Source organism: Pelagerythrobacter marensis (assembly GCF_036700095.1).
Taxonomy (GTDB): domain Bacteria; phylum Pseudomonadota; class Alphaproteobacteria; order Sphingomonadales; family Sphingomonadaceae; genus Pelagerythrobacter; species Pelagerythrobacter marensis_A.
Window position 1 is genome coordinate 275,889 of record NZ_CP144918.1, and the last position, 25,425, is coordinate 301,313.

General features: G+C 67.8%; 30 protein-coding genes and 1 tRNA gene. 17 read left to right on the forward strand and 14 right to left on the reverse strand.

Annotation, left to right across the window (positions count from 1 at the left end):
• Nucleotides 1-28 precede the first annotated feature (28 nt).
• Both V5F89_RS01240 and V5F89_RS01245 read left to right on the forward strand, forming a co-directional pair.
• A complete protein-coding gene (locus V5F89_RS01240) occupies nucleotides 29-793 on the forward strand; it encodes an SDR family oxidoreductase (RefSeq protein ID WP_338446450.1) in 765 nt (254 codons plus the stop codon).
• On the forward strand, nucleotides 790-1,602 hold the full coding sequence (locus V5F89_RS01245; protein ID WP_338446451.1) for an SDR family NAD(P)-dependent oxidoreductase: 813 nt from the start codon (nucleotides 790-792) through the stop codon (nucleotides 1,600-1,602). The genes V5F89_RS01240 and V5F89_RS01245 overlap by 4 nt, the downstream gene beginning before the upstream one ends.
• A 29-nt stretch (nucleotides 1,603-1,631) precedes the next feature.
• On the opposite strand, the gene feoB is transcribed toward V5F89_RS01245, so the two are convergent.
• The 4 genes from feoB to V5F89_RS01265 form a co-directional block, all read right to left on the reverse strand.
• Nucleotides 1,632-3,488 carry a ferrous iron transporter B gene (gene feoB / locus V5F89_RS01250; RefSeq protein WP_338446452.1) on the reverse strand — a complete coding sequence of 619 codons (1,857 nt, stop codon included), beginning with the start codon at nucleotides 3,486-3,488 and terminating at the stop codon, nucleotides 1,632-1,634.
• Complete coding sequence (locus V5F89_RS01255; protein ID WP_338446453.1) at nucleotides 3,485-3,724, reverse strand: FeoA family protein; 240 nt, start codon at nucleotides 3,722-3,724, stop codon at nucleotides 3,485-3,487. Before V5F89_RS01255 ends, feoB begins: the two co-directional genes overlap by 4 nt.
• A gap of 70 nt (nucleotides 3,725-3,794) precedes the next feature.
• Complete coding sequence (locus V5F89_RS01260) at nucleotides 3,795-4,469, reverse strand: COQ9 family protein (protein ID WP_338446454.1); 675 nt, start codon at nucleotides 4,467-4,469, stop codon at nucleotides 3,795-3,797.
• A 1-nt stretch (nucleotide 4,470) separates the two neighbouring features.
• Nucleotides 4,471-5,088, reverse strand: coding sequence for an ankyrin repeat domain-containing protein (locus V5F89_RS01265; RefSeq protein WP_338446455.1), 618 nt, complete (start codon nucleotides 5,086-5,088; stop codon nucleotides 4,471-4,473).
• 103 nt (nucleotides 5,089-5,191) lie between these two features.
• Here V5F89_RS01265 and V5F89_RS01270 point away from each other — a divergent pair, with 103 nt between their 5' ends.
• From V5F89_RS01270 to V5F89_RS01300, 7 genes are all read left to right on the forward strand, one after another.
• A complete protein-coding gene (locus V5F89_RS01270) occupies nucleotides 5,192-5,815 on the forward strand; it encodes an SCO family protein (RefSeq protein WP_338446456.1) in 624 nt (207 codons plus the stop codon).
• The gene (locus tag V5F89_RS01275) at nucleotides 5,803-6,246 is read left to right on the forward strand and encodes a YcgN family cysteine cluster protein (protein ID WP_338446457.1); all 444 of its coding nucleotides are present in this window, start codon (nucleotides 5,803-5,805) and stop codon (nucleotides 6,244-6,246) included. The genes V5F89_RS01270 and V5F89_RS01275 overlap by 13 nt, the downstream gene beginning before the upstream one ends.
• The gene (locus V5F89_RS01280) at nucleotides 6,243-6,968 is read left to right on the forward strand and encodes a SprT family zinc-dependent metalloprotease (protein ID WP_338446458.1); all 726 of its coding nucleotides are present in this window, start codon (nucleotides 6,243-6,245) and stop codon (nucleotides 6,966-6,968) included. The genes V5F89_RS01275 and V5F89_RS01280 overlap by 4 nt, the downstream gene beginning before the upstream one ends.
• Nucleotides 6,937-7,482 carry a hypothetical protein gene (locus V5F89_RS01285; RefSeq protein WP_338446459.1) on the forward strand — a complete coding sequence of 182 codons (546 nt, stop codon included), beginning with the start codon at nucleotides 6,937-6,939 and terminating at the stop codon, nucleotides 7,480-7,482. The genes V5F89_RS01280 and V5F89_RS01285 overlap by 32 nt, the downstream gene beginning before the upstream one ends.
• Nucleotides 7,463-8,509 carry a bifunctional diaminohydroxyphosphoribosylaminopyrimidine deaminase/5-amino-6-(5-phosphoribosylamino)uracil reductase RibD gene (gene ribD / locus V5F89_RS01290; protein ID WP_425334366.1) on the forward strand — a complete coding sequence of 349 codons (1,047 nt, stop codon included), beginning with the start codon at nucleotides 7,463-7,465 and terminating at the stop codon, nucleotides 8,507-8,509. Before V5F89_RS01285 ends, ribD begins: the two co-directional genes overlap by 20 nt.
• Entirely contained in the window at nucleotides 8,509-9,126 is a 618-nt protein-coding gene (locus V5F89_RS01295; RefSeq protein ID WP_338446460.1) for a riboflavin synthase, read from the forward strand. The genes ribD and V5F89_RS01295 overlap by 1 nt, the downstream gene beginning before the upstream one ends.
• Nucleotides 9,127-9,437: 311 nt before the next feature.
• Complete coding sequence (locus tag V5F89_RS01300) at nucleotides 9,438-9,878, forward strand: META domain-containing protein (protein ID WP_338446461.1); 441 nt, start codon at nucleotides 9,438-9,440, stop codon at nucleotides 9,876-9,878.
• A 331-nt stretch (nucleotides 9,879-10,209) separates the two neighbouring features.
• Here V5F89_RS01300 and V5F89_RS01305 read toward each other — a convergent pair whose 3' ends face one another.
• Nucleotides 10,210-10,812, reverse strand: coding sequence for a DUF4168 domain-containing protein (locus tag V5F89_RS01305; protein WP_338446462.1), 603 nt, complete (start codon nucleotides 10,810-10,812; stop codon nucleotides 10,210-10,212).
• A gap of 90 nt (nucleotides 10,813-10,902) precedes the next feature.
• On the opposite strand from V5F89_RS01305, the gene V5F89_RS01310 reads away from it, so the two are divergent.
• On the forward strand, nucleotides 10,903-11,406 hold the full coding sequence (locus tag V5F89_RS01310) for a hypothetical protein (RefSeq protein ID WP_338446463.1): 504 nt from the start codon (nucleotides 10,903-10,905) through the stop codon (nucleotides 11,404-11,406).
• A gap of 47 nt (nucleotides 11,407-11,453) precedes the next feature.
• Here the strand turns inward: V5F89_RS01310 and V5F89_RS01315 are convergent, their stop codons facing one another.
• Nucleotides 11,454-12,629 carry an amino acid aminotransferase gene (locus V5F89_RS01315; RefSeq protein WP_338446464.1) on the reverse strand — a complete coding sequence of 392 codons (1,176 nt, stop codon included), beginning with the start codon at nucleotides 12,627-12,629 and terminating at the stop codon, nucleotides 11,454-11,456.
• 90 nt (nucleotides 12,630-12,719) lie between these two features.
• A complete protein-coding gene (locus V5F89_RS01320) occupies nucleotides 12,720-13,550 on the reverse strand; it encodes a DUF1134 domain-containing protein (protein WP_338446465.1) in 831 nt (276 codons plus the stop codon).
• 228 nt (nucleotides 13,551-13,778) lie between these two features.
• On the opposite strand from V5F89_RS01320, the gene V5F89_RS01325 reads away from it, so the two are divergent.
• The 4 genes from V5F89_RS01325 (at nucleotide 13,779) to V5F89_RS01340 (ending at nucleotide 18,476) form a co-directional block, all read left to right on the forward strand.
• Nucleotides 13,779-13,869: transfer RNA gene (locus V5F89_RS01325), tRNA-Ser, on the forward strand.
• A gap of 126 nt (nucleotides 13,870-13,995) precedes the next feature.
• Nucleotides 13,996-14,145 (forward strand): hypothetical protein, encoded by a 150-nt coding sequence (locus V5F89_RS01330; RefSeq protein WP_338446466.1) that lies wholly within the window; start codon nucleotides 13,996-13,998, stop codon nucleotides 14,143-14,145.
• Nucleotides 14,138-15,577, forward strand: coding sequence for a DUF5935 domain-containing protein (locus tag V5F89_RS01335; RefSeq protein ID WP_338446467.1), 1,440 nt, complete (start codon nucleotides 14,138-14,140; stop codon nucleotides 15,575-15,577). The genes V5F89_RS01330 and V5F89_RS01335 overlap by 8 nt, the downstream gene beginning before the upstream one ends.
• A gap of 49 nt (nucleotides 15,578-15,626) precedes the next feature.
• The gene (locus tag V5F89_RS01340) at nucleotides 15,627-18,476 is read left to right on the forward strand and encodes an EAL domain-containing protein (protein ID WP_338446468.1); all 2,850 of its coding nucleotides are present in this window, start codon (nucleotides 15,627-15,629) and stop codon (nucleotides 18,474-18,476) included.
• Nucleotides 18,477-18,567: 91 nt separating this feature from the next.
• Here the strand turns inward: V5F89_RS01340 and arsB are convergent, their stop codons facing one another.
• The 7 genes from arsB to V5F89_RS01375 form a co-directional block, all read right to left on the reverse strand.
• On the reverse strand, nucleotides 18,568-19,638 hold the full coding sequence (gene arsB / locus V5F89_RS01345; RefSeq protein WP_338446469.1) for an ACR3 family arsenite efflux transporter: 1,071 nt from the start codon (nucleotides 19,636-19,638) through the stop codon (nucleotides 18,568-18,570).
• Nucleotides 19,635-20,135, reverse strand: coding sequence for an arsenate reductase ArsC (locus tag V5F89_RS01350; RefSeq protein WP_338446470.1), 501 nt, complete (start codon nucleotides 20,133-20,135; stop codon nucleotides 19,635-19,637). Before V5F89_RS01350 ends, arsB begins: the two co-directional genes overlap by 4 nt.
• An 8-nt stretch (nucleotides 20,136-20,143) precedes the next feature.
• Nucleotides 20,144-20,614: an ArsI/CadI family heavy metal resistance metalloenzyme gene (locus V5F89_RS01355; RefSeq protein ID WP_338446471.1), complete on the reverse strand. Its 471-nt coding sequence runs from the start codon at nucleotides 20,612-20,614 to the stop codon at nucleotides 20,144-20,146.
• Complete coding sequence (locus tag V5F89_RS01360; protein WP_338446472.1) at nucleotides 20,614-20,952, reverse strand: metalloregulator ArsR/SmtB family transcription factor; 339 nt, start codon at nucleotides 20,950-20,952, stop codon at nucleotides 20,614-20,616. The genes V5F89_RS01355 and V5F89_RS01360 overlap by 1 nt, the downstream gene beginning before the upstream one ends.
• Nucleotides 20,953-21,096: 144 nt before the next feature.
• Complete coding sequence (locus tag V5F89_RS01365; RefSeq protein ID WP_338446473.1) at nucleotides 21,097-21,726, reverse strand: glutaminyl-peptide cyclotransferase; 630 nt, start codon at nucleotides 21,724-21,726, stop codon at nucleotides 21,097-21,099.
• A gap of 10 nt (nucleotides 21,727-21,736) precedes the next feature.
• Complete coding sequence (locus tag V5F89_RS01370; protein WP_338446474.1) at nucleotides 21,737-22,957, reverse strand: HTH domain-containing protein; 1,221 nt, start codon at nucleotides 22,955-22,957, stop codon at nucleotides 21,737-21,739.
• 129 nt (nucleotides 22,958-23,086) lie between these two features.
• Complete coding sequence (locus V5F89_RS01375) at nucleotides 23,087-23,236, reverse strand: hypothetical protein (protein ID WP_338446475.1); 150 nt, start codon at nucleotides 23,234-23,236, stop codon at nucleotides 23,087-23,089.
• A gap of 75 nt (nucleotides 23,237-23,311) precedes the next feature.
• Between V5F89_RS01375 and V5F89_RS01380 the strand changes: the two genes are divergently transcribed.
• From V5F89_RS01380 to V5F89_RS01390, 3 genes are all read left to right on the forward strand, one after another.
• Nucleotides 23,312-24,025: a thioredoxin family protein gene (locus V5F89_RS01380; protein WP_338446476.1), complete on the forward strand. Its 714-nt coding sequence runs from the start codon at nucleotides 23,312-23,314 to the stop codon at nucleotides 24,023-24,025.
• A 35-nt stretch (nucleotides 24,026-24,060) separates the two neighbouring features.
• Complete coding sequence (locus tag V5F89_RS01385; RefSeq protein WP_338446477.1) at nucleotides 24,061-24,720, forward strand: glutathione S-transferase family protein; 660 nt, start codon at nucleotides 24,061-24,063, stop codon at nucleotides 24,718-24,720.
• 129 nt (nucleotides 24,721-24,849) lie between these two features.
• The gene (locus tag V5F89_RS01390) at nucleotides 24,850-25,425 is read left to right on the forward strand and encodes a hypothetical protein (protein ID WP_338446478.1); all 576 of its coding nucleotides are present in this window, start codon (nucleotides 24,850-24,852) and stop codon (nucleotides 25,423-25,425) included.

Consider the following 25,425-nt stretch of genomic DNA (forward strand, 5'->3'; position numbering starts at 1 on the left):
CCGCCGCATCACCAGGAGAGGAACCACCATGTCGCTATTCGACCTGACCGGAAAAGTCGCCATCGTTACCGGATCGAGCCGCGGGATTGGCCGCGCCATTGCCGAGGAGCTGGCCGCCCACGGCGCGAAAGTCGTGATATCCAGCCGCAACCAGGAAAGCTGCGACGAAGTCGCCGCGGCGATCGAGGCAGAGCACGGGGCCGGCAGCGCGCTCGCGCTGGCCGCGAGCATTTCGGACAAGGCGCAGCTGGAGGACATGTTCGCCCGCACGCGCGAACAGCTCGGCCCGGTCGACATCCTCGTGTGCAACGCGGCGAGCAACCCGCACTACGGCTCGCTCGACGCGATCACCGACGAGCAGTTTCGCAAGGTGCTGGACAACAACATCCTGTCGAACCACTGGCTGATCCAGCTCGCGCTGCCCGACATGCGGGCGAAAGGCGACGGCGCGGTGATCGTCATCAGTTCGATCGGCGGCCTGCGCGGATCGCCGACCATAGGGGCCTACAACGTCTCCAAGGCCGCCGATTTCCAGCTCGTGCGCAACTATGCGGTCGAAAACGGCGAGCACGGCGTGCGCGTCAACGCGATCGCGCCGGGGCTGGTGAAGACCGACTTCGCCCGCGCCCTGTGGGAAAACCCCAAGGCCCTGGCCGCGACCGAGGCGCGCCTGCCGATGCGCCGGATCGGCGAGCCGCGCGACATTGCCGGGGCGGCGGTCTACCTCGCGTCCCCCGCCGCGCGCTGGACCACCGGCCAGATGGTCGTGGTCGACGGCGGGGCAACGATATGAGCCGGCGGCTGGACGGCAAAGTCGCGGTCGTCACCGGTGCAGCCTCGGGCATCGGCCGCGCCAGCGCGCTGCTGTTCGCGCGCGAGGGCGCCCGCGTGGTCGCCTTCGACCGCGCGGAAGCCGTGCACGAAACCGCCGATGCCGTGCGCGCAGCCGGCGGGCAGGCGCTCGCCCGCACCGGCGACGCCGGCAGCGAGGACGACGTGGCCGCGCTGGTCGCCATGGCAGGAACCGAGTTCGGCGCGCTGCACCTGTTCTTCGCCAACGCCGGGATCACCGGGGGAGTGCGCGGGGGGTTCTTCGACGCATCGCCCGACGATTGGGCGGAAGTCCTGCGGGTCAACCTGATCGGCCCGTTCCTGGCGGTGAAGCACGCCGCCCCCGCGATCCGCGACAGCGGCGGCGGCGCGATCGCCTGCACCGCATCGGTTGCCGGCCTGCGCTCGGGCGCCGGCCCAGCGCAATATTCGGCGAGCAAGGCCGGCGTGATCAACCTGGTGCAAACGGCGGCGCAGCAGCTCGCCGGCACCGGGGTGCGGATCAATGCCGTGCTGCCCGGCCTGACCGAAACCGGGATGACCCGCCCGCTCTACGAAGGCGCGCGGGCGGCGGGGAAAGAGGACCGGATCGGCCAGCTCAACCCCCTGCTGCGCGGGGGCGAGCCGGAGGAGATCGCGGCGGCGGCGCTGTTCCTGCTGTCGGACGAGGCAAGCTACGTCAACGGGCAGGCGCTGGCGGTCGACGGCGGGCTGTCGAGTTCGCACCCGACCTCGCGCCCGCCGGGCGACCCGAACCGGCCCAGTTCCTGACGGGCCGGTGCCGTCTCGAGGAAAACAATCTAAAGCCCGGCGGCGACTGCGATCCAGTATGTCGCGCCGGCGAAGACATAGGCGAGCGCGAAGAGATAGCCGACCATGAACATCGGCCATTTCCAGCCGTTGGTTTCGCGCCGGGCGACCGCGATCGTCGAAAGGCACTGCGGCGCGAAAACGAACCAGGCGAGGAAGGCGAGCGCGGTCGGCAGGCTCCAGCGCGCGGCGACTTCCTCTTCCAGCGCCATCGCGGTCTCCTCCTCGTCGTCGGACGCAACCGCGTAAGTCGTAGCGAGCGAGGATACCGCGACCTCGCGCGCCGCCATTGCGGGCACCAGCGCCAGCGCCATTTCGCGGTTGAAGCCGATCGGTTCGACCACGGCATGGACCCCGGTCGCCAGCCTCCCGGCGATGGAAGCGTCGATCTGGCTTTCCCCCGGCTCGGCCTTGGGAAAGGTCAGCAGGACCCACAGCACGATCGTCGCCATGAAGATGATCGTGCCCGCGCGGCGGAGGAACACCCAGGCGCGCTGCCACAGCCCGATGCCGAGGTCGCGCAGGCGCGGCATCTGGTAACGCGGCAGCTCCATGATGAAGCCGCTGGCCGAACCCTGCGCCACGGTGCGCCGCAGAACCAGCGCGACCACCATCGCGCCGAAGATCCCGGCGACATAGAGCGCGAACAGGACCAGCCCCTGCAGGCCGACGCCCGGCCCGACCGTGGTGTTGGGAATGACCGCCGCGATAATCAGCGCATAGACCGGCAGGCGCGCCGAACAGGTCATCAGCGGAGCGACCAGGATCGTCGTCAGCCGGTCTTTCGGATCGGCGATGCTGCGCGTCGCCATGATCCCGGGGATCGCGCAGGCGAAGCTCGACAGCAGCGGGATGAAGCTCTTGCCCGACAGGCCGACGCGGGCCATCAGCCGGTCCATGATATAGGCCGCACGGGCCATATATCCGCTCGCTTCCATCACCAGGATGAAAGCGAACAGGATCACGATCTGCGGCAGGAAGACGACCACCGAACCGACGCCGGCAAGCACGCCTTCGGTCACCAGGTCGCGCAGGAAACCGCCGGGGAAAGTCGCAACAACCCATTCGGATATCGCCCCGACGCCCGCCTCCAGCCCGTCGGCGAACGGCGTCGCCCAGGCGAAGACCGCCTGGAACATCACGAACAGCAGCACGAACAGGATCGGCACCCCCAGCCAGGGGTGCAGCAGAACCTTGTCCAGCCCGGTGTGAAGCCGGTGACGCGCCGATTCGGACAGGACCGCCGCCTTCGCCATATGCCGCGCGGCCAGCCGCCGTTCGGGCAAAGTCATGTGCTGGCGCGGCTGCGCGTCCGCCCCGCCCTCGCCCGCCGTCACTTCGGCCCGCGCGATCGCCTCGGCCAGTTCGGCCAGCCCCTTGCGCCGCACGGCGACGGTCGGAATCACCGGCACGCCCAGCGCCTGCGACAGCGCGGCGGGGTCGAGCGTCAGCCCGTCGCGTTCCGCCAGGTCGATCATGTTCAGCGCGACCACGGTGGGGCGGCCCAGCGCGATCACTTCCTGCGCGAAAACCAGGTGCTGTTCCAGATTGGCCGCGTCGAGGACGATCACCAGCACTTCGGGCAGCACTTCGCCCGGAAATTCGCCGTGAACGACCTTGCGGGTCACCTCCTCATCGGGGCTGGCCGCATCGAACGAATACGATCCGGGCAGGTCGATCAGTTCCAGCGGCTCGCCCGAAGGCAGGATCAGCCGCCCCGCCTTGCGCTCGACGGTGACGCCCGGATAGTTGGCGATCTTCTGGCGCGCGCCGGTCAGCGCGTTGAACAGCGCGCTCTTGCCGGCATTGGGATTGCCGACCAGCGCGGCGGTGCGTTGCCGGGTCATGCGCGCTCCACCTCCATCGCGGCGGCGTGCGCGCGGCGCAGGGCCACGGTCATCCGGCCGACCGTCACCGCCAGCGGGTCGGCGCCGCCGAACATGCCGCGATGCGCCACGGCCACGCTGGCGCCTTCGTCGAGGCCCATGGCGCGCAGGCGCTTTCCATCTTCGGGTGCGAGACTGGCCCAGTCGACCGAAACGACGGTCGCACGCTGGCCGTGATCGAGCTGATCGAGCGTCATACCCCGCCCGCTATGAGATACGCGCTACATTTGCAACTCGTTATCAATAAAAGGTGGCGAGTTGCCGCGATCAGCGCGCCGGATAGCGCAGCCGGCCGAGGAAGCGCGCGATATTGAAGCTATCGCGACCGCCGCCGAGCAGTTGCGCCTTGGCCTTTTCGAATCGCATGATTCCGTCGATCCGGCGGTCGAGGAAAGCGCGCGTCTCGCTCTTGTCCTCGCTCTCGTCGTCGACGAACACGGTCAGCGTGGCGCCGTAGATCGCGCCCAGCATCGTGCGCTTGGTATAGTGGTTGTAATCGGTCGCGGTGTCCCCGGCGCAGCGCCACATGACGTCCGCCGTACGCCAGCCGAGCTGCAGCGCGCGCGCCGCGTTCTGCGGCATCGCCATGACCGACAGCGCCCGGCGCAAGGCCTCTTCGCGCCCGCGCATCGCATCGAGCCGGGCGAGCACGAGGCCCGCGATCCGCTCGCGGATCTTCATTTGCGCGAGCCGTTCGGCCGGCAGGGCGGCGATCATCGCGAGATCGACCGATTCGATCCACGCCGCGATCATGTCTATCGGCCCGCCCGGATAGGCCAGGGCGGCCACGTCGGGGTCCGCCCCCTCGGCCGCCGCCGCGGCGCGCACCGCCGCTTCGCTCCAGCCGTCGAAAACGGCGGCATCGGCCACCGCGGGGGCGAGCGCCAGCCGCAGTTCGTCCAGCGTCGGATCGTCGGGCAGGGCTGCCGGGCCGGTCGCCATGTCAGAACCGCGGGCCGTAAGTCGGGCCGCTGCTCTGTTCGCGCTTCGCATCGGCATCGGCGATCGCATCGGCAATCCGCGGGTCGCTGCCCGGCAAGGCGGCATAGTCGCGCGCGGAGCGGCCCGAATTGTCGGTCCGGTCGGGGTTGGCCCCGTGCTCCAGCAACATCTCGACCATTGCCGTGTCGCGCCGGTGGATCGCGGCGATCAGCGGGGTTTCGCCGGTGGCATTGGTCTCGTCGATCCGGGCCCCGGCCTCGATCAGTTCCCTCGCCCCTTCGACGAAGCCGAGGCTGACCGCGATCGACAGCGGCGTGTTGCCGCGTTTATCGCGCACGTTGGGATTGGCGCCTTTCTGCGTGAGAAACCGGATCCACACCGCATCGCGCCGCTCGGCCACGATGTGCAGCGCGCTTTCGCCGCTGGAGATGTCGCGCGCGTTGACGATGACGGAGCCGGGCTGGCTCAGCGCCTCGGTCACCGCCGCCCCGTCGCGGTCGCGCACGGCCTTGAGGAACTCGTATCCTTCGGACATCATCTGGGCCGCAGCCGGCGCCGTGAGGAGCGCGGCCGCGAGGCCGGTGATCGCAATCGCCTTGCGCAAGATGGCGCGGGCCATGCCTGTTCTACCTTTCATCGCTTCGTCGCATCGCGGGCGACCGCTGGCCGCTCGCCGGTTGGCGGGGCGGCGACGCCCCTTGCCGAACAGCGATTAGCAGAGCATGAAGCGCCGCGCCATGCCTCTCCCCAAGACCACCCCGTTTCGCCGCGCGACCCTGGCCCTGGCCGGCGCGCTCGCGCTATCCGCCTGCGACAGCCAGCCCGATCTCCAGACCGCTCCGCTCCACGGCGCGGCGATCGGCGGGCCTTTCGCGCTGACCGGGCAAGACGGCGCGGTCCACCGCTGGTCCGACTTCGCCGGCCAGTGGCGGATCGTCTATTTCGGCTATACCTATTGCCCCGATATCTGCCCCACCGATGTCCAGCGCCTGTCGCAGGGGCTGGCGCAGTTCGAGCAGGCGAATCCCGAACGCGGCGCGAATGTGCAGCCGATCTTCATCACGATCGACCCGGCGCGCGACACGCCCGAGACGCTGGGCCAGTTCGTCTCCAACTTCCACCCCCGCCTGGTCGCGCTGACCGGCAGCGACGAAGAGATCGCCGAAACTGCGAAAGCCTTCGGCGTCTTCTACTCGCGCGGGCGCGAGGGCGAAGGCGGGGCCTACGACATGAACCATTCGAACATCGCCTATCTCTTCGCCCCCGATGGCGCGCCGGTGGCGATCCTGCCGACATCGGAAGGCGCCGGCGCGATTGCCGCGGAACTCGACCGGTGGGTGCGCTGAGGACCCGTTTCTGGGAGCTGCCGCTGGCCGAGCTTTCGCGCGAGGAGTGGGAAAGCCTGTGCGACGGCTGCGGCCGGTGCTGCCTGCACAAGATTGAGGATGCCGATACCGGCGAGATCGCCGACACCAACGTCGCCTGCAAGCTGCTCGATACCGGCACCGCGCGGTGCCGCGACTATCGCCACCGCAGGGCCTATGTGCCCGATTGCCTGCGCCTGACGTTGCAGATCGTGGACGAGGTCGAATGGCTTCCCGAAACCTGCGCCTATCGCCGCCGCGCGGCGGGCCGGCCGCTGCCCGATTGGCACTACCTGCTCTCGGGCGACCGCGACGCCGTTCACCGCGCCGGGGCCTCGGTCGCCGGGCGCGTGATCAGCGAAAGCGACGCGGGGCCGCTCGAACATCATATCGTCGACTGGGACGAAACGTGATCGACTGGCTCCGCCGCGAACCGCGCGAAGAGCCGGTGATCGCGCTGGGCGAGCGGCGGCTGCCGGTGGTCGTGGTGCGCCACCCGCGCGCGCGGCGCATGACCCTGCGCCTCGCGCCGTCGGGCGATGCGGTGCGCGTCACCCTGCCGCGCTGGGGCCGCACCGCCGAAGCGCTCGCCTTCGCCCGCTCGCGTGCCGAATGGCTCGCGGCGCAGCTCGACAAAGTCCCCCTTGCCGATCCGCCGCGCCCGGGCGGGACCGTGCCCTATCGCGGGCAGCCGCTGGCGATCCGCTGGGCCGCCGACGCGCCGCGCAGCCCGCGCCTCGCCGGCGATGCCGTGACGATCGGCGGGCCGGAGCGACATCTCGCATCGCGCCTGGCCCGCTGGCTGGAGCGGGAGGCGCTGCGCCTGACGGCCGCCGATCTGGCCGATTTCTGCGCCGTTGCCGGCGTGGCGCAACCCGCGCTGCGCCTGTCGCGCGCGCAGCGGCGCTGGGGCAGCTGCGCGAGCGACGGGACCGTGCGGATCAACTGGCGCCTCGTCATGGCCCCCGACGCGGTGCGCCGCTCGGTCGTCGCCCACGAAGTCGCGCACTTGCTCCATTTCGACCACGGCCCGGCGTTCCGGGCCGCGCTCGCGCGCATCTACGACGGCGACCTCGCCGCTGCCGACCGCTGGCTGAAGGATCGTGGCCGCACGCTCTACGCCCCGTTCGGGTGAGCGATGCGCCGCCCGCGCGTTTCCGGCACTGGCGCTGGCGCGGCCAAATCCCTATCTTGCCGCCATGCGACTGATCAGCCGCCTCAATCCCGCCGAAGGCGTGAGCGATTTCTGGGCCTATATCCGCCGGCCGCAGCCCTATCGCTGGCCGATCCTGGGTCTGTCGGTCCTGATGACCGGCAGCCTGCTGTTCTGGGTGGTGCAGGAACGGTACTACCTGCCGCCCGAGCGGCCCGAAATCACCTATATCACCACTTTCGCGCCCGGCCGCACCGATGCGGAGATCGCCGCGTCGAACCGCGCGAACCAGGAACGGCAGGAAGCGCTCGCCGCCGAACGGGCCGAGCGCGAGGAGATCCGGCGCGAAATCTACCGCACCCTCGGCCGCGCCACGGGCATGGACGTGGAGCGGATCGAGCGCGAAGCCGCCGAGGAGCGCGCGCGCGAGGAAGCCGCCGAGGCCGCCCGGCGCGCGGCGATGACCGGCGATTCCATTGCCGACCGCTCCCGGTAAAGCCGATCCGCGCGATACCGGCCGCGATACGGCGGCCGAGGACGCCCGCTGGCTGGCCGCCGCCGCCCGCCTCGCCGCGCGCGGCAGGCCGCTCAGCCGCCCCAACCCGGCAGTCGGCTGCCTCGTGGTCCGCGACGGAATCGTCGTCGGGCGCGGATGGACCCGGCCCGGCGGGCGCCCCCACGCCGAAGCCGTCGCCCTGGCCGAAGCGGGCGCGGCGGCCCGCGGCGCGACGGTCTATGTCACGCTCGAACCCTGCGCCCACCGTTCGGACCGGGGCCCGGCCTGTTCGGACCTGATCGTCGAAGCCCGCCCCGCCCGGGTCGTAATCGGCCAGCGCGACCCCGATCCGCGCACGTGCGGGCGCGGGATCGAGCGCCTCACAGAGGCCGGGATCGCGGTCGCGGCGCGCGCCTGCCCGGTCTCTCGCGACAGCCTCGCCGGATATCTTGCGCGCGCCGAACGCGGGCGGCCGCATGTGACGCTCAAGCTCGCCACTTCGCTCGACGGGGCGATTGCCACGGCGGCGGGCGAAAGCCGCTGGATCACCGGCCCGGCCGCCCGCGCGCACGTCCATTCGCGCCGCGCGATGGCCGATGCGATCCTGGTCGGCGGCGGCACCTGGCGCGCAGACGCCCCGCGCCTCGACGTGCGCCTGCCCGGCCTGGAGCCGCGCAGTCCGCGCCGGCTGGTGCTGTCGCGCACGATCGCGGACGAGACGGTGGAAACCCTCCCCGCGCCAGAGGCCATCGCGGGGCTGGAGGCCGTGCAATACCTCTATGTCGAAGGCGGCGCGCAGACCGCCGCGGCCTTCCTCGCCGCCGATCTGGTCGACCGGATCGAGCTGTACCGCGCGCCGATCGTGATCGGCGGCGGCGCGCCCGCGATCGGCGATATCGGCCTCGCCTCGCTCGCCCAGGCGCACGGGCGCTGGCACCTGGCGGAGCGGCGACAGCTTGGCAGCGACACGTTCGAAGCCTATCGGCGGCAGGCGCAGGACCAGCCGCGAGACGGGGATAAGCGATAATGTTCACCGGAATAGTCGACGCCATCGGCACGATCGAGGATGTCCGCGAAGGGGGCGACTTGCGCCTGCGGATCGCCTGCCCCTACGACCCGGCGAAGATCGCCATCGGCGCCTCGATCGCCTGCTCGGGCGTGTGCCTGACGGTGGTGGAGCGCGGCGGAGAGCCGGGCGCGGCGTGGTTCGCGGTCGACGTGTCGGGCGAAACCGTTTCGCGCACGGTGCCCGGCATGTGGCGCGCGGGGCGCCGGCTCAACCTCGAAACCGCGCTCAAGCTGGGCGACGAGCTGGGCGGACATATCGTCACCGGCCATGTCGACACCGTCGGCGAAGTCCAGCTCGCCCGCGCGGAAGGCGGATCGACCACGGTTGCGATCCGCACCGGCGCCGCCTTCGCGCCGTTCGTCGCGCCCAAGGGCTCGATCACGGTCGACGGCGTCTCGCTGACCGTCAACGACGTGCGCGACCGCGACGACGGGGCCTGCGACTTCCTGCTGAACGTGATCCCGCACACCGCCGAAGTCACCACGCTGGGCGATCTGGCCGAAGGCGACCGGGTCAACCTGGAGATCGACGTGCTCGCGCGCTACCTCAAGCGAATGCAGAGCCTCCAGCGGTAGCCGTTCTGCAGCGCGCCCCTTCCCCGACGCATCCGCCTGTCGTCCCGGCGACTCCGAAGCCGCCTTGCGCGCAGCATCTGTCCGTTCGACGTCACGGAAGAGCCTCCTTCACGGATAGGCTGCAATGAAGGTGACGAAGAAAGATCGCGAGATCGTGAAACGATAGACTTATCGATAGTATTCAACTTCATATCACCGGGCACCCTGCCTGAAATGAAATTGAAACAGAATCTCCCCACTTGCGTTATGCAAATCATGTCGTCACCTAATGACTCGCATAATTAGGGCGGATGCCGAAAATGATCTTGAGCATGAGGACAGGTATTCTGGCGCTCTGTTCTCTGACGTTTGGGTCCCTGGCCTCGTGCTCTACCGTGATGACCGGCACGTCCCAAACCGCGGATTTGGTCAATGCGCGATGGAGTGTAGAAAGCGTCGCAGGAACAGTGGAGCCACAGCAAGGGAGCCCGTCGGCAACAATTCGGTTCGGGGACGACGGCGCTATCAGTGGCACGCTTTTGTGCAACTCCATCGGAGGGGGAATTCGCTGGAGGCCGGATGGCCGGTTCGAGTTTACGAACGAGCCGACGGTTCAAACGATGGCGGGTTGTGTCGCCACGGACGAGGCAAGGCGGTTTGGTCGCAAATTTTGGGATGCGATGAAGACCGCCCGATACTGGAATTTCCATCGCGACAATTTGCGCATCGCGTTCGCCGATGGTGAGGTGGCGGAATTGTCCGCACTCGATTAGCGAGGCACGCCACCCCAGCCACCCCATATGATGAGATAGAAGCGGTCGGTTCCGCGCTTGCAGAAAGCCGCATCCGCAGGAAAATCTCGACCGCATGCGAGGATTGGCATTGGCACTTTCTCCGGCACGGCCAATGCCCATACCTCTTGCGCCAAGAGCCGGTCCCCGCTGCAGGGGCGCAACGTCGTGATCGGCATGCGGCGCGCCTTCTAATCGTTTTCATTGAGGCAGCACCCCCGGCCGACGCAAAGCGCCCCGCCCGGCCTGGGGCCGGACGGGGCGCGGATCGGTGCGGGGAGGCGTCGCTGCCCGCGCACGAAATCGGTGAGGATCAGCGGCTGCCGGAGGGTCCGGCGGGCTGCGCGGCCTCGACATGGGCCGAGGCGGCGGCCTGGATGCGTTCCTGCAACTGCGGATCGCCCTGGCTGGCCACGGCAATGGCGTTGAATTCCTGCGGCGCCATGCCGCTCTCTTCGACGGCGGCCATCATCTTCGCCTGCTTCTCTTGCTGGTCCATGGTCGTGTCGCCCGCGATCTGTTCGACCTTGAGCGCGGCGAGCGCGAAGCGATCGACCTGTTCGTCGGAAATATCCGCCGATTGCGGCGCGGCCTGCGCGGTCTGCGGCGCGGCCGCTTCCTGGGCGAATGCGCCCCCGCTGACGACAAGCGACGCGGCGGCCAAAGCAAAAACGGTCTTCATGCAATCCTCCATGTTGGAGGCGGCGACATACGCGCGGGGTTTGGGTTTTATAACCGCAAGCGAGACGGGGCGTGCGGGTGCCGGGGCGGCTCGTGCGCGCAAACCGGCGCGGTTTCGCTTCGTATTGCCGGGCCGTCCTACACGGGAATACAGTCGTTCATCCGGGATTCTACGCGGCGGATGGCGCGCTTTATCTGCGATTCGCCATGCCTGCCGCCCGGTTTTTCCGGTCAATTCGGTCTTTTCTTTTCGCAGCGGCGCGGCCTTTTGCCCGATTGCACGCGATGCTTTCCTACTCGGCGCAAATCTGTCTTATCGTACCGGATGAAGCACTATCCGCCCCCTCAGTTGCGAGAGCGACGCCCCCCGCCGCCGCGCATTCCGCTGTTCCATGCCGTGCCCGGCCGCACGCGGGCCGACGGGTGGACCCCGCGGCGGCAGGCGCTGTTCATCGGCTATCTCGCCGAAACGCGCTCGGTCGCCGAGGCGGCGCGGCGCGTTTCGATGGCGCGCGAAACGGCTTACCGGCTGCGCCGCCGCGAGGGCGCGGAAGGGTTCAACCGGGCGTGGGACGCGGCGCTCGGCAAGGCGGCTCCGCATGGTGACAGCGAAAGGTCACAGGCGGGTGAGACCCGGTCGCGGAAGGTCACGAACGCGCTGCTCGCCTGGCGCATGGAGACGGGTCTGTGGCACGTCCGCATGTATCGCGGCCGCTTCGTCGGGGTATGGCAGAAGCCCGATATTGCCTCGCTTTTTCAGCTACTTGCGCGCATGGACCGGGCGGACGGCCGCGCCCGGCGCCCCGGACGGGACGGGGAAGCGGCATGAAAGGTCACACCGCACAAGTGCCCCGTCCAGTGTCAACCTGCCGGCGGTCAGCCGGTGACGGCGGCGAGCGCTTTCACGAACTTGTCGATATTGCCCTGGTGCAGCCCGGCGACATTGATCCGGCCCGATCCGGCCATGTAGATCGCATGGTCGGTCCGCAGCCGCTCGACCTGCTCCTTGGTCACCGGAAGGGTGGAGAACAGCCCGTTCTGGTGCGCCAGCGGGGCAAGGTCGACCGAACCGGCGGTCCCGGCATCGGCCAGCGCTTCGCGCACCTGGCGCATCCGTGTGCGCATCGTTTCCAGCTCGTCCAGCCACTGCTGCGTCAGGTCCGGGTCGCGCAGGACGACCCGCACCGCCGCGCCGCCGTGATCGGGCGGCATCGACCACGACGCGCGGGCCAGCGCGTTGAGGTTCGACTGGATCGCCGGAAGCTGCCCGGCATCGCGCGCCAGCACGTAGAGCGCGCCGACCCGGTCGCGGTACATGCCGAAGTTCTTGTCGCAGCTATAGGCGACCAGCGCCTCGGGCACTTCGGCCAGGACGCGGCGCAGGCCATAGGCGTCCTCGTCGATCCCGTGGCCCAGGCCCTGGTAAGCGAGGTCGAGGATCGGCAGCGCCGCGCCGTCGGCGAAGGCGCGGGCGATCGCATCCCACTCCTCGGGCGAATAGTCGATGCCCGTCGGGTTGTGGCAGCAGCCGTGGAGCAGCACGGCATCGCCGTCTTGCGCGCCGCGGATAACCTCCAGCAGTGCATCGGCATCGGCGGTGCCGTCGGGCCGGGCATGGTCGAACGTCGCCACGTCGACGCCTACGTCGGCCAGGATCTGCGCGTGGTTGGGCCAGCTCGGCGTGCCGAGGTGGACGCGGTTCACGCCCGCGCGCCGCGCCAGCGCGACCGCCAGCCGCACGCCGCCGGTGCCGCCCGGGGTCTGCATCCCGGCCAGCCGGCCGCCCATCGTGCCGTCCTTGCCGAAAACATAGGGCATCAGGGCATGGACGAAGCCCATGTCGCCCTCGGGGCCGAGGTAGGATTTCGAATCCTGCTCCTCCACCAGGCGGGCCTCGGCTTGCTTGATCGCGGCGAAGACCGGGGTGTCGCCCTGGCCGGTGCGATAGACGCCGACGCCGAGGTCGATCTTGTCGCTCCGCTCGTCATCGGCGTAGAGCTTGATCAGCGCCAGCAGCGCATCGGGCGATTGGGGTTCGAGTCTGTCGAGCATGGCCAGCGCCATGCCGAGACGCGTGAGGGGCCGCAACAGGAAATACCGTTGCGGCCCCCCGCGGACCCCCGAGTTTTTCTTGCGGTGCGACTAGAACGGCAACCAGCGCTGCTTCTTGGAGAACTTCATGTACCCGGCATTCACGCCCAGCCGCAGGCCGGCGCCGACCCGGATCGGGATCAGCACGACGTCGCCCTTGCGCAGATAACTGGCGGTGAGGCCGCCGACGACATAGGCCTGCCCCTCGCCCGCCGGATAGCGCTCGTAAAGCTCTTCGGTATCGTAAAGGTTGTAGACCAGCACGAAGGTGTTGCCGGCGTTGGCACCGACATCGAACCCGATCGACGGGCCGGTCCAGTATACCGGACGCTGCCCCTCGACCTTGTGATAGAGCGTGCCCGAGCCGTAGCGCGCGCCGACCACGAAAGCTCCGCTCGCCTCGCGCCCGACGATATAGGCGTTGGGCTCGCCCTGCTTGTCCAGCAGGTTCTCGATCATCCGCGCGACGCCTTCGGCGCCCTTGCCGAAGACGCCTTCCGCGGCGCCGATCAGATCGTCTTCCTTGTAGGTTTCGCCGGGCGCGGCCGCGACCTGCGGGCTGGCGGTCGCCGATCCGGCGGCGGCCGCCGTCTCGCGCGCCCCCGACTCGCCGGCTGGCGCCGCCGGGTCCGACCAGGCCGGAGCGACCGGCGCGTCGGCCGGCGGGGTGGGCGAATAGACGACGCTGTCGCCGCCGGCCTCGGCCTGCGGCTCGGGCTCGGCATAGACGGGCTGGTCGCCCGGCCGCTCCATCAGGTCGCCGTCGATGGCGGTGTCGGGATCGAACGTCTCGATCGTCTGTGCGGAAACCGGCGTGACCGCGAGCGCCGCCGCGCCGGCAAGCATCGCGAGCGTGCCGCGGATTGCGGGAATGATTGTCATCGGCCCCTCCTGGCTCGAAACTCCGGCCCGCGACGCGGACCGGTCCATCCACGAACAGAATCCTTCGCGGCTGAAGCGGCAATGAACCGGCGACGAAGCGAATCGAAAACACGGCGAAACGAGTCGTGCGCCGGGCCCCCGCGCCGCCGGCCGGCGCGGCGACAGGCGGCTTGCAGCGCCCGGCAGGGGCCGTTATAGCGCGCCCCTCGCACGGCCCCCCGGGCATGCGGAGACGTGGGTGAGTGGCTGAAACCAGTTCCCTGCTAAGGAACCATACCCTTTCCGGGTATCGAGGGTTCGAATCCCTCCGTCTCCGCCACCGGGCCGAAGGCCGGCGACCGCCGCGAGCGACCGCCTCTGCCGCGCGGCACAGCAAGCTTAACGGGCCGTCAACCGGCCGGTGCTAGTCGGCATCGACGCGCGCCAATCGAAAGCACTTTCCCGGTTGATCGACTATTTCGCCCTCGGCCTGATCCACGCATTGATCTTGATCGCGCTGCTGCGGCTGGCGGGGCGCGACGCGACCGACCGCGATCCGGCTTTCGAGGAGCCGCGCGGCGACGGCCGTGACGGCGGGCAGACGCCCGATGCTTGATCTCGCGCTGTTCGCCTTCGTCCTGGCGTTCCTCGCCATCGGCCTGCGGCGGCCGTTCCTCTGGGTGCTCGCCTACTGCTACATCGACATTCTTGCGCCGCAGAAGATCGGCTGGTCGATCACCTCGGCGCTGCCGATCTCGCTGATCGCCTTCTGCGCCGCCTTCGCGGGGTGGCTGCTGACCGACAGGAAGAAGGACGTCCGCTTCACGCTCCGCCAGTTCCTGCTCTCGGTGCTCCTGCTGTACTGTTTCTGGACAACGACGACGGCCGACTTCCCGGTCGAGGCGCTGGAGAAGTGGGACTGGGTGTGGAAGGCGCTGGTCTTCGCGATCTTCCTGCCGCTCACGCTTACCACCCGCCTCAGGATAGAGGGCGCGGCGCTGATCATGGTGCTCACGGCCGGCGCGATCATCATCAGCGCCGGGATGAAGACTGCGCTCGGCGGCGGCGGCTACGACTCGCTCTATTTCTTCGTCAACGACAACACCGGGATCTATGAAAGCTCGACGCTTTCGACGGTGGCTATCGCGATCATTCCCCTGATCCTCTGGTTCACCCGCCACGGCACGGTGTTCCCGCCCGACTGGCGGGTAAAGACGTTCGGCTATGCGCTGATCTTCGCCTGTCTGCTGGTCCCGGTGGGGACCGAGGCGCGCACCGGGCTGCTGTGCATCGCCGTGCTCGCCGTAGTGGCCCTGCGCGAGGTGAAGCGGCGCTTCGCCTTTGTCGCCGCGGGCGCCGCTCTCGCGCTGATCGCGCTGCCCTTCCTGCCGCAGAGCTATTACGAGCGGATGTCGACCATCGGCAACCACGACCAGGATCAATCGGCTTCGACCAGAGTCGCGGTGTGGCGATGGACGCTCGATTATGTCGCCGAAAACCCCCTGGGCGGCGGGTTCGACGCTTACCGCGGAAACAGCTTTACCTACAAAATGCCCGTCCTTTCCGACCAGGGCAACACGACTGCGATCGAATACCGGGACGTGGTCGACGAGGCGCGCGCCTACCACTCCGCGATATTCGAAATGCTGGGCGAGCAGGGCTGGCCCGGCCTCGGGCTGTGGCTCTGGCTCCACGCGCTCGGCTTGTGGCAGATGGAGCGGATCCGCCGCCGGTGGCGCGGGCGAACCGGCGCGACCGAGCAATGGCAGGCACCGCTCGCGAGCGCGCTGCAGGTGGCGCAGATCATCTATCTCGTCGGATCGCTGTTCCAGGGCATTGCCTATCAACCGTTCGTGCTCATGCTGATCGGCCTCCAGATCGGCCTCTGGTCCTATTGCAAACGGCTCGACACGGCGGGGCGCACGGCGCGCCACGTGCGCCGCGCGCCCGGCCACCCGTCCCCGGCCGGGGTCAGCTTAACGCCCCGTCGCGGAAAAGCCGGCGCCGCCTCGGAACTCGGGAATCTTCAAGGCGAAAAAATTAGGTAAATAGAAAGCCTTGGCGAATAGGATAGGTCTCCCGAAATGCGAGGCGATCTTGTACCAAGCGAAAATCCAATCGAATTCGGACGCCGCTCATCCGGCGGAGACGGTGGTCGCCTTCGACTTTCGCTCCGCTCTCCATCTTCTGCCGCAGATGGTATGGATTCACGGTCCCGACGAAGGCGACGAATTCTACAATCGGCACTGGGTCGAATTCACCGGAGTCGATCTGAAGAAGGCCAATGCCGTCAGGCGGAGCGACCTCGTGCACAAGGAGGATCGCGAAAGAGCCGACCGGGCCTGGAATCACAGTCTCCGCACCGGAGCGCCGTACGAATGCGAGTACCGGCTCCGGCACCGGTCCCAAGGCTTTCGATGGGTGCTGAGCCGCGCGTCGACCGAAGACGGCCGAATCTGGTTCGGGATATGCACCGACATCCATGACCGCGTCACCGCCCAGTCGATCGTCGAGCGCAACCAGGACCGATTCCGGCGGATACTGGACTCGATGCCCCAGATGGTCTGGTCCATGCCGGAAGGGAAGGATCGCCCCGACTATTATAGCCAGCGCTGGTACGAATTTACCGGCCTGCCGGAGGGATCGACATTCGGCGACGCCTGGGAAGGGTTCATTCATCCCGAAGATGTGCCCGGAGCCCTCGCGGCGTGGCGGGCGTGTCGCCGGAGAGGGGATGGGTATGAGACAGAATACCGGCTCCGCGATGCCAGCGGCGCCTATCGCTGGGTAATCAGTCGCGGTCGCCTGGAGGAGGACCCATCCGGCGGGCGCAGGTGGTACGGCACATGCACGGATGTTCACGAACGCCGCCTCGCCAACGAGGCGCTCAACGAGAGCCAGCGTCGAATCCATACCACGCTCAATTCCATTCCACAGGTGATCTGGACCGCCGGCGCCGACGGAAAACTCGACTTCATCAGCGAGCAATGGAACGATCTGTTCGAGCCTGTGGACCGGCCCGCACTCGAAGATCACTGGCTGCTGTCGATCCACGAAGACGATCAGGATGGCGCATGGAGGGCCTGGTCGAAGGCAATCGCCACAGGCGAGCCATACGAGACCGAGTTCCGAATTGTCGAACCCTCGGGCGTAGCGAGATGGGTTCTGGTCCGGGCGCGTCCCGAGCGGGACGAGGACGGGCAGGTGTCGCGCTGGTACGGGACCTGTACGGATATTCACACGCGGGTGCTCGCAGAACAGTCGGCAGCGGAGAGCAACAGATTGAGCCGGGGCATCATCGACGCGAGCCCGGATTGCATGTCTCTGATCGGCCTCGACGGCAAAGTCGTTTTCGCCAACCGCGCCACCGCGGCGGCCTATTCCGTCGACGCTGGCGCCGAACTGATCGGGCGCCACTGGGAGGAGGCCTTCCCCAAGCCCCTGCGGCCGAAAGCCGCAGGCGCGATGCGCAAGGCGCTGCAGGGCAGGATCGGGCGAGTTCTCCTGCAGTTCGGGCGCCGCGATCCGAGGTGGTGGGACATCGTAATGGCGCCGATCCTGGCGGCAGACGGCAGCGTCCACCGCGTCATGATCGTGTCCCGCGATGTCACCGACCAGAAGGCGGCAGAAGAGCGCGCCCAATGGGCGGCGAACCACGATTCCCTGACCGAACTGCCCAATCGCTTTCTGCTTCAGAAGCAGCTGCGCAGCGTGGCTGCTCGCGCAGAAGCAGGCGCGAAGGGCTACGCCCTTCTGCTGCTCGATCTCGACCACTTCAAGCGGATCAACGACACGGTCGGCCATGACGCCGGCGACGCCTTCCTCGTCACTTTTGCGAACCGGCTGAAGGAAGTCGTGCGGCCGGGGAACCTGGTGGCTCGGCTCGGGGGCGACGAGTTCGCTATCCTCCTCTCGAATATTTCCGAGCGGAACGATCTGTCGAGGGTGATTGGAGAGATCAGCGATGCGCTTCACGAACCTTGCGTCTATTCCGGGCACATCCTCGAGTTGAGCGTCAGCATAGGGGCGGCGCTGCTGCCCCAGTCGGGGCCCGAAGACCCGCTGAAGCAGGCGGATATCGCGCTCTATGCCGCCAAATCCGCGGGGCGGGGGTGCTGGAAGCTGTTCGAGCCATCGATGTTGAACGAGGTCCGGAATCGATCTTCGATGCTGAACCTCGCTCGATCTGCCATCGACGGGCAGTGGATTCAGCCGCACTATCAGCCGAAAGTCGATCTTCAGACCGGCTCGATCGTGGGGTTCGAAGCGCTCCTCCGCTGGCAGCGGCCGGGCGAAGACGCGCAGCCGCCGGCATCGCTCGCCGCAGCTTTCGACGACCCGAAACTCGCTTGCGAGATCAGCGCTTCCATGCTGGCACAGGTCATGACCCATGTTCGGCAATGGGAGCAGGAGGGCGTTCCCTTCGGCCATATCGCAGTCAACGCCGCCGCTGCCGAGTTCCGGCACGGGGATTTCGCCGAACGCTTGCTGGAAAAGATCGCGAACTGTGGGATCAGCACCGGATCGATCCAGGTCGAAGTGACGGAAACCGTCTTTCTGGGGCGCGGCGCCTGTCTGGTGGATGCGGCCCTGCGACTCCTCCACGCGAACGGCATCACCGTCGCCCTCGACGACTTCGGAACCGGCTATGCCTCGCTGTCGCACCTTAAACAGTTCCCCGTCGACCTGATCAAAATCGACCGTTCGTTCGTTCGCGGGCTCGAGGAGAGCGCAGGCGATACCGCGATCGTGGAGGCCGTCATCGGACTGGGCGGCAGTCTGGGCATCGACGTTGTGGCCGAGGGGATCGAAACGCCTTCGCAGCACCACATCCTGAGGAAGATGGGATGCCGATACGGCCAGGGCTTCTTCTATGGTCGGGCGGCCCCCAGCGATCTGGTGCCCTCCCTGTGCAGAGCAAGCTACGGTCCCGAGCTGCAATCCTGACGCAGCCGGGCGCATCTCCGGCATGTCGGTGCGCGGAAGACCGCTCGATCGGGCTCCGCCAGGCCGGACCCGTGGGCCGGGGGCGATCGGCCTACGGCGCCGGGAAGCTGCCGCGCGTCCGGTTGGCGATCGCCACCAGCGAGAGCATCACCGGCACTTCGACGAGCACGCCCACGACCGTCGCCAGCGCCGCCCCGCTGCCCAGCCCGAACAGGCCGATGGCCACCGCCACGGCCAGCTCGAAGAAGTTCGACGTGCCGATCAGCGCGCAAGGGGCGGCAACCGCGTGCGGCACGTTCCACGCCTTGGCCCAGCCATAGGCGATCAGGAAGATGCCGTAGCTCTGAAGGACGATCGGCGCGGCGATCAATGCGATCAGCAACGGGCGCGCGACGATGGTTTCCGCCTGGAAGCCGAACAGCAGCAGCACGGTGAGCAGCAGGCCGACGATCGAGAGCGGCTTCATGCGGCCGACAAAGCCGGTCACCGCGGCTTCGTCCCCGCCGCGGCGGGCCAGCAGCCGATGGCGCACGAAGGCCCCGGCGGCGAGCGGAATGACCACGTAGAGCGCGACCGAGAGCAGCAGCGTCTCCCACGGGACGGTAATATCGGTGACGCCCAGCAGCAGCGCGACGATGGGGGCAAAGGCAACGATCATGATGAGATCGTTCGCCGCCACTTGCACCAGCGTATAGGCCGGATCGCCCCTGGTCAGTTGCGACCAGACGAACACCATCGCCGTGCAGGGCGCGGCGCCGAGCAGAATCAGCCCGGCGATATATTGCTGCGCATCGGCAGGTGCGATCAGATCGGCGAACACGACTTCGAAGAACAGCACGCCGAGCGCGGCCATCGTGAACGGCTTGACGAGCCAGTTGACGACCAGCGTGATGATCAGGCCCCTGGGCTTGTCGCCCACGCGCCGCACCGCGCCGAAATCGACCGAGACCATCATCGGGAAGATCATCGCCCAGATGAGCGCCGCGACGACGAGGTTGACCGACGCATATTCGATCGAGGCCAGCGCGGCGAACACCCCCGGCGCCAGATTGCCGAGCGCAATTCCCGCAAGGATCGCCGCACCGACCCATACCGAAAGCCATTTCTCGAACAGGCCCAGCCCCACCGCCCGGGCATCCATTTCGGCCGTTGTCGCGGTCATTGCGCGTCGGCCTCGCGCCCGATGTCCTGCAGCTTTTCGCGCAAGGCGATCTGTTCGATATCCTCGATCGGGAGGGCGAGCATGAGGTCGATCCGCCGCTTGAGCATGCGAAAGGCATCGAGGAATGCCGCGCCCTTCTCCGCATCGCTGCCGTCGACAGCGGCCGGATCGGGTATGCCCCAATGCGCACTCGTCGGGCGGCCCGGCCATACCGGGCAGGCCTCTGCCGCCGCGCTGTCGCAAACGGTAAAGATCAGGTCGAATTCCGGCCCTTCGGCGAAATCGCTCCAGCTCTTGGAGCGATAGCCCTCCGCCGGATAGCCGAGCGTCTGCAGCGTGTGAATCGCCCAGGGGTTGACGGTGCCGGTCGGATTGCTGCCGGCGCTATAGGCCGCGAAGCGCCCGGCGCCGTCGTGGTTGAGGATCGCTTCGCCCAGGATCGAGCGGGCGGAGTTGCCCGTGCACAGAAACAGCACGTTGAACGGTCGGTCGGACATGGATCGCCTCAGCAGCAGGAGGCGCCGGCGGGCGCCGGTTGCGGCGCGCAGCAGGCGTCGGGCGAGGCATGGGCCGATGCGAGCCGGTCCAGGTCCGGGCTGCCGCCATAGGTGGTGCTTTCGCCTTCGGTCAGGAAAGCCTCCCACACCACGCCATCGGGATCGGCAATCCAGCTCTTCTCCGATTGCGCGTAGCAGCAGGTCGTCGCGCCCTCTTCGAGCACGGGGCGGTCGGCAGCCTTCAGGCGGCCGTAGACCTGTTCGAGTTCGGCCTTGTCCGCCACCTGCAACCCGACGTGTTCGATACCTTTCGCCGCATCCTCTCGCATCGAGATCGCGAAGTTGACGCACGGATCGTCGAGCATCCACTTGGCATAGTCGGCCTTCACAACCGCGGGTTCGGTCCCGAACAGGCTCGAATAGAAAGCGATCGACCGGTCGATATCGGTCACGCCGACATGTACATGGAAACGTTTCATCAGGCGCTCTTTCGTTGAGGGGAAGGGAGACAGGCGGCATCCTGCGCGCAAGGCACTCCGCCGCAGCAGTTTTCCGTGAGGTAGCCCATAAGGGCGTTCATCGCGGCATAGTCCGCCGAATAGATGATCGACCGGCTCTCGCGCCGCTGCGTGACCAGCCCCGCATTGGCGAGCTGGGCCAGGTGAAAGCTCATCGAAGACGGCGGCACGTCCAGCCTCTCGGCAAGAACGCCGGCCGCCACCCCGTCCTCCCCCGCCTGCACAAGCAGGCGAAAGGCGCCAAGGCGATGTTCCTGCGCCAGAGCGGACAGCGCCCGGATCACATGGTCGGCTTGCATCGATCGCTCCTATGATTCGATAAATATCGAAATATGGAACGATTTGCGGTTTGGCAAGCCCGGTTCGGGATCGATCGGCTCAGACGGCTCGGTCCAGAGTTGTTTTTGTCGGGCCTGCGCCGCTTCAGCCCTGCTCGAATCCCTCTAGATTCGACGGATCGCCCGCACCACCCCGCCGGGTCCGCCGCCGCAGAAGAAGCGGTCGTTGCCATCGGAATCGAGCCCTGACACACAGACCCCCGGCGGCATTTCAAGGCGTTCCAGCACCTCACCCGTTTCCGGGTCGACGCGCCGGACATCGCTCTGCTCGTCCTGCCAGGTTCCGTGCCACAGCTCTCCGTCGACCCAGCACACGCCCGTTACGAAGCGATCCGAATCGATGGTGCGAAGCACCGCCCCGGTATCCGGGTCGACCTGATGAATCTTCCTGCCGCGGTGCTTGCCCACCCACAGCGACCCTTCGGCCCAGGCGAGGCCCGATGCGCCGCCCTCCCCGGGCGTGGCAATTTCGCTCAACACTTCGCCGGTGGCGGGATCGATCTTGCGGATCGTCATCTCCGCAATCTGGAAGAGATGGGTGCCGTCGAAGGCCGTGCCCGCGTCGGCGACGACGGGCAGGGTTGTGCGAACCTCACCCTTGTCCGGGTCGAACGCGACCAACCCGTTGTCGGACGCGAACCATACGTGCGTCCCGTCGAAACTCACCCCGGCCACGTTGTTGGCATCGGGGAACGGTCCGTATTCGCGAAGGATCTGTGCTTGTCTGTGTGTCATGGGCGCATCCCTATCCTATCGCCAGCGGACCGGGGAGTAACAAGCCTGTCGGGAAGCCCGGAACCTGTCGCGCGACCCAGCGGCGCGCGCGCCCACGGCCGAACGGTTCCACCTGGCCATCGGCAGCAAGGGTCTCCAGCGCACGCTGGACTGTGCGGGCGCTGACCCCGAGCGCAAGCGCCAGAGCGGAGCTGGACCAGGCTTCCCCATCGGCAAGGAGAGCAAGGACGTCGCCATGCTCGCATTCGTGCGGGGGCGCGAGCACGGCAAGCCCGCATCGGTCGGGAAGCACCAGCAGGAAACCGCGCCGGGTCGCGCGGACCTCCGCCAATCCGCGCAGCGCCTTGCGGAGACGGCCGATCTCGACGCGGAGGCGCGCGCGGTGCGTTTCATCGATGTGCCGGGTCTTGCAGGCCCTGGCCAGAAGCTCCTCGCGCGAGGCATCCGAAGGCCACGCCTCCCCCAGAGTTCGCGCAAGGGCGAAAAGAACGGGCCTGCTCGCGAGGGATACGATGGCGCCGTCCGCCCGAATGGCATTGCGGCAGGCGTCGATCACCACTTTGCCGGAACGGATCAGAGCCTCGACCTCGGCCAGCGCGAGCAGCCGCCGGTCGTCGCCTGCGATCAGGCGCGCCGCAGGGGCCGCCAGGGCATCCCGCGCGCGTTCGACTTCGGCCGACAGCGGAGGGATCGCCAGCGACCGGGCGGCATGTTCGGCGCGCTCCAGCGCCTGCCGGGCCGGAGCCGCGCGAACGCGCCGCATCGCGATGCCGGCGGCGACCAGCCAATAGCCGACCAGAGATGCGGGAGGGAGCGCGCCGGGGTCGACGGTGCGCATCGTGTCCTCCGCCTCGTCCAGACGGCCGATCAGGAGCAGCCGGCGCGCGGCGAGCGAACCGGCGTGGGCTGCATTGCGCCGGTCGCCGCTGGCCTCCAGCGTCGCTCTTGCCTTGCTCAAGGTCTCCGCCCTGCCTGCCAGATCGCGCGAGACAAGCGCGATCTCGGCTTCGGCCACCAGGCATCTCGCTCGCGCAACGGTTTCCTTCGGTCCGAACGCGCGCCCCGCCCTCTGCAACAGCTGTCTCGCTCGCACGAGATCGCCGAGCTGGGCCATGGCAATGCCGCGCAAGGCCAGCGCAGGCGGATCTTCCCGCAAGGCCACCGGTTTGAGCGCCGCCAGCGGATCGCCTGCCCCGAGCGCGCGAGCGGCGGCCGCGATCAGCGAGTCCATATCAATCCCGTCACACTTGTCACTCTCACCCGATCGCCCCTCCGCCTAAATCCGCAACCTCACGATGCGGAGCGAACCAATGGCAATGTCAGCGGCCCCAACGAAAACCGCAAGGGCACCCCGCCTGCGCTACCTGGCCCCGGCGCTCAGCCTTGCGGCGTCCCCGGTATTCGCCTTGATGGCATGGAGCGCGGCAACCGATCCGCGCATCGGGGCGCTCTGTTCGTCGGGACCGGTCTGGCTGCCGGTCGACGGCATGACCGCAATGTACCTGCTCATGGCCATTTTCCACCTGCCGCCCTGGCTGAGAGCCGGGGCGGCGCCAACACCCCAGCCCGGAGAAGGAGGAACTCTATGACCACGGCAACGACAGTGGACCACCCGGTGGTCCCCCGCGACAAGTGGATCGAAGCGCGCAAGGCCCTGCTTGCGAAAGAGCGCGCGCTGACTCACCAGCTTGACGCCCTGCGTGCAGAACGACGCCGGCTTCCCTGGGTCCGGCTGCAGAAGACCTACCGGTTCGCCGGACCGGAAGGTGAGGTCGAACTTGGCGAGCTGTTCGGCCCCTGCAACCAGCTCGCGATCTATCATTTCATGCTGCCGCCAGACTTCACGCAGATCTGCAAAGGCTGCGCATTCATTGCAGACCACATCGACGCGGCGCGGCAGCATTTCGAACATGCCGACCTTGCCTTCGCGGCGGTGTCGCGCGCGCCGATCGACCAGATCGAACAGGTGAAGCGGCGAATGGGCTGGACGTTCCCGTGGGTCTCTTCGCACGACAGCGACTTCAACTACGACTTCGGCGTCTATTTTCCGCCGCACGAGCGGGCGAGCGGCCAGGCATTCTACAACTACGGCGTCACCCCCATCCAGAACAGCTCCGACATGTTCGGGGCGAGCATTTTCACCAGGGACGACCGGGGGACCGTCTTCCACACTTATTCGACGTACCATCGCGGTGCCGAGCTGCTGATGGGCGCTTTCAACTGGCTCGATCTGGCGCCGAAGGGCCGGAACGAAGCGGGAGAGATAATGAGCTGGCTCCGCCTGCACGACGAATATTGAGCGCGCCGGCGAACATCCGAAAAAGGAGACAAGCAATGGAAAACTGTACCGTCACCGGCTTCGACTGGGTTCCGCCGTTTGCCCGGGGCATAGTGCGCGATCTGCGGGTGCGCTGGGCGCTGGAGGAGGCCGGCGTGCAATACGCTGTCGAGTGGATCGGCCTGTCGGCGCGAAAATCCGAAGACTATCGCCGCAAGCAGCCGTTCGGGATGGTGCCCGCCTTGGCCGCTGGCGATTCCCGCCTGTTCGAATCGGGCGCGATCGTGCAGCTGATCGCCGAACGAAGCGAGGCGCTCATGCCCGCGGAAAGCGCGGGCCGTGCGGAAACGATCGTGTGGATCTACGCGGCGCTGAACACGGTGGAACCGCCGCTCGACAGCCTTCTCGCGCTCGACCTGGTGCACGGCGACGAGGAATGGGCCCCGCTCCGCCGGCCCGGACTGGTCGAGGAAGTCCAGGACCGGCTTGCCGTGGTTGCGGCCCGGTTGGAGGGGCGCGAGTTCCTGCTGGATCGCTTCACCGCCGCCGACATCCTTATGGCAACAGTGCTCAGGCTCGTTCGCCATACCGACTTATGCTCCACTTATCCGCCAGTGGATGCGTACCTTCGGCGGTGCGAGGGGCGCGAGCCGTTTCAAAGGGCGCTTGAGGGGCAATTGGCCGACTATGCGCGGAACGAGCCTGCTGCGGCCTGACTCTCGCCGCATCGCCCGATACGAGATGGCGAACGCGGTTACACTTTGTCGCGAAGCGACATGGGCGGGACAACCGCCGGTTACCGAACCGGTCGAAAAGCGAAGGATCGACGAAAAAGGAGTTCTTCGATGATCAGACTCGGTTCCACAATAACGCTTGCCTCGCTCTTGCTCGCCGGTGTGGTCACCGCTTCGGCCTCCCCCGCCGAAGCGCGTGATCGCGTTCGCGTAATCCACGGACACGGCCCCAATGGCGGGGCCTATCACGCCGGGCGAGCGGTCTCTCGCCAGCCCGGCTCCACCCAGGTCCGTCGCGGTGCGATAACCGGCAACGGACGCGGCTATCGCCAGACGCGTTCGACCGACTGGGGCGACGGGCAGGTCCAGAACGACGTTCGCCGCACCTACCGCAACGGCGCCGAAGTGCGGCGCGACGCGACCTACACTCGGAACGGCGACGGATCGGCAAGCGTCAGCCGCAATCGCACCGGCGCGCAGGGGAACAGCCAGTCCGGATGGAGCACGGTCTATCGCACCGACGACGGCTATTCCCGAACGCGCGGCGCCACCACGTCCAGCGGACGCGGCTATACGGCAACGCGCGATGTCTCGGTCGGCGACGACTATGTCACCGTGCAGCGATCGCGTTCGAACGCGCGCGGGGACGCGGTCGACAGCACCCGCAGCTACCGCCGGCCCAAGTGA

Excerpts from the sequence above, each read along its gene's own strand:
- V5F89_RS01350 (WP_338446470.1), bottom strand. The coding sequence starts at position 20,135 with ATGTCCGACCGACCGTTCAACGTGCTGTTTCTGTGCACGGGCAACTCC.
- V5F89_RS01370 (WP_338446474.1), bottom strand. The coding sequence starts at position 22,957 with ATGGACTCGCTGATCGCGGCCGCCGCTCGCGCGCTCGGGGCAGGCGAT.
- V5F89_RS01375 (WP_338446475.1), bottom strand. The coding sequence starts at position 23,236 with ATGAGCAGGTACATTGCGGTCATGCCGTCGACCGGCAGCCAGACCGGT.
- V5F89_RS01320 (WP_338446465.1), bottom strand. The coding sequence starts at position 13,550 with ATGACAATCATTCCCGCAATCCGCGGCACGCTCGCGATGCTTGCCGGC.
- V5F89_RS01310 (WP_338446463.1), top strand. The coding sequence starts at position 10,903 with ATGAAGCACTATCCGCCCCCTCAGTTGCGAGAGCGACGCCCCCCGCCG.
- V5F89_RS01295 (WP_338446460.1), top strand. The coding sequence starts at position 8,509 with ATGTTCACCGGAATAGTCGACGCCATCGGCACGATCGAGGATGTCCGC.
- V5F89_RS01355 (WP_338446471.1), bottom strand. The coding sequence starts at position 20,614 with ATGAAACGTTTCCATGTACATGTCGGCGTGACCGATATCGACCGGTCG.
- V5F89_RS01315 (WP_338446464.1), bottom strand. The coding sequence starts at position 12,629 with ATGCTCGACAGACTCGAACCCCAATCGCCCGATGCGCTGCTGGCGCTG.
- V5F89_RS01380 (WP_338446476.1), top strand. The coding sequence starts at position 23,312 with ATGACCACGGCAACGACAGTGGACCACCCGGTGGTCCCCCGCGACAAG.
- V5F89_RS01260 (WP_338446454.1), bottom strand. The coding sequence starts at position 4,469 with ATGGCGACCGGCCCGGCAGCCCTGCCCGACGATCCGACGCTGGACGAA.
- V5F89_RS01365 (WP_338446473.1), bottom strand. The coding sequence starts at position 21,726 with ATGACACACAGACAAGCACAGATCCTTCGCGAATACGGACCGTTCCCC.
- V5F89_RS01270 (WP_338446456.1), top strand. The coding sequence starts at position 5,192 with ATGAAGCGCCGCGCCATGCCTCTCCCCAAGACCACCCCGTTTCGCCGC.
- V5F89_RS01265 (WP_338446455.1), bottom strand. The coding sequence starts at position 5,088 with ATGGCCCGCGCCATCTTGCGCAAGGCGATTGCGATCACCGGCCTCGCG.
- arsB (WP_338446469.1), bottom strand. The coding sequence starts at position 19,638 with ATGACCGCGACAACGGCCGAAATGGATGCCCGGGCGGTGGGGCTGGGC.
- V5F89_RS01360 (WP_338446472.1), bottom strand. The coding sequence starts at position 20,952 with ATGCAAGCCGACCATGTGATCCGGGCGCTGTCCGCTCTGGCGCAGGAA.
- V5F89_RS01300 (WP_338446461.1), top strand. The coding sequence starts at position 9,438 with ATGAGGACAGGTATTCTGGCGCTCTGTTCTCTGACGTTTGGGTCCCTG.
- V5F89_RS01255 (WP_338446453.1), bottom strand. The coding sequence starts at position 3,724 with ATGACGCTCGATCAGCTCGATCACGGCCAGCGTGCGACCGTCGTTTCG.
- V5F89_RS01245 (WP_338446451.1), top strand. The coding sequence starts at position 790 with ATGAGCCGGCGGCTGGACGGCAAAGTCGCGGTCGTCACCGGTGCAGCC.
- V5F89_RS01335 (WP_338446467.1), top strand. The coding sequence starts at position 14,138 with ATGCTTGATCTCGCGCTGTTCGCCTTCGTCCTGGCGTTCCTCGCCATC.
- feoB (WP_338446452.1), bottom strand. The coding sequence starts at position 3,488 with ATGACCCGGCAACGCACCGCCGCGCTGGTCGGCAATCCCAATGCCGGC.
- V5F89_RS01390 (WP_338446478.1), top strand. The coding sequence starts at position 24,850 with ATGATCAGACTCGGTTCCACAATAACGCTTGCCTCGCTCTTGCTCGCC.
- V5F89_RS01240 (WP_338446450.1), top strand. The coding sequence starts at position 29 with ATGTCGCTATTCGACCTGACCGGAAAAGTCGCCATCGTTACCGGATCG.
- V5F89_RS01385 (WP_338446477.1), top strand. The coding sequence starts at position 24,061 with ATGGAAAACTGTACCGTCACCGGCTTCGACTGGGTTCCGCCGTTTGCC.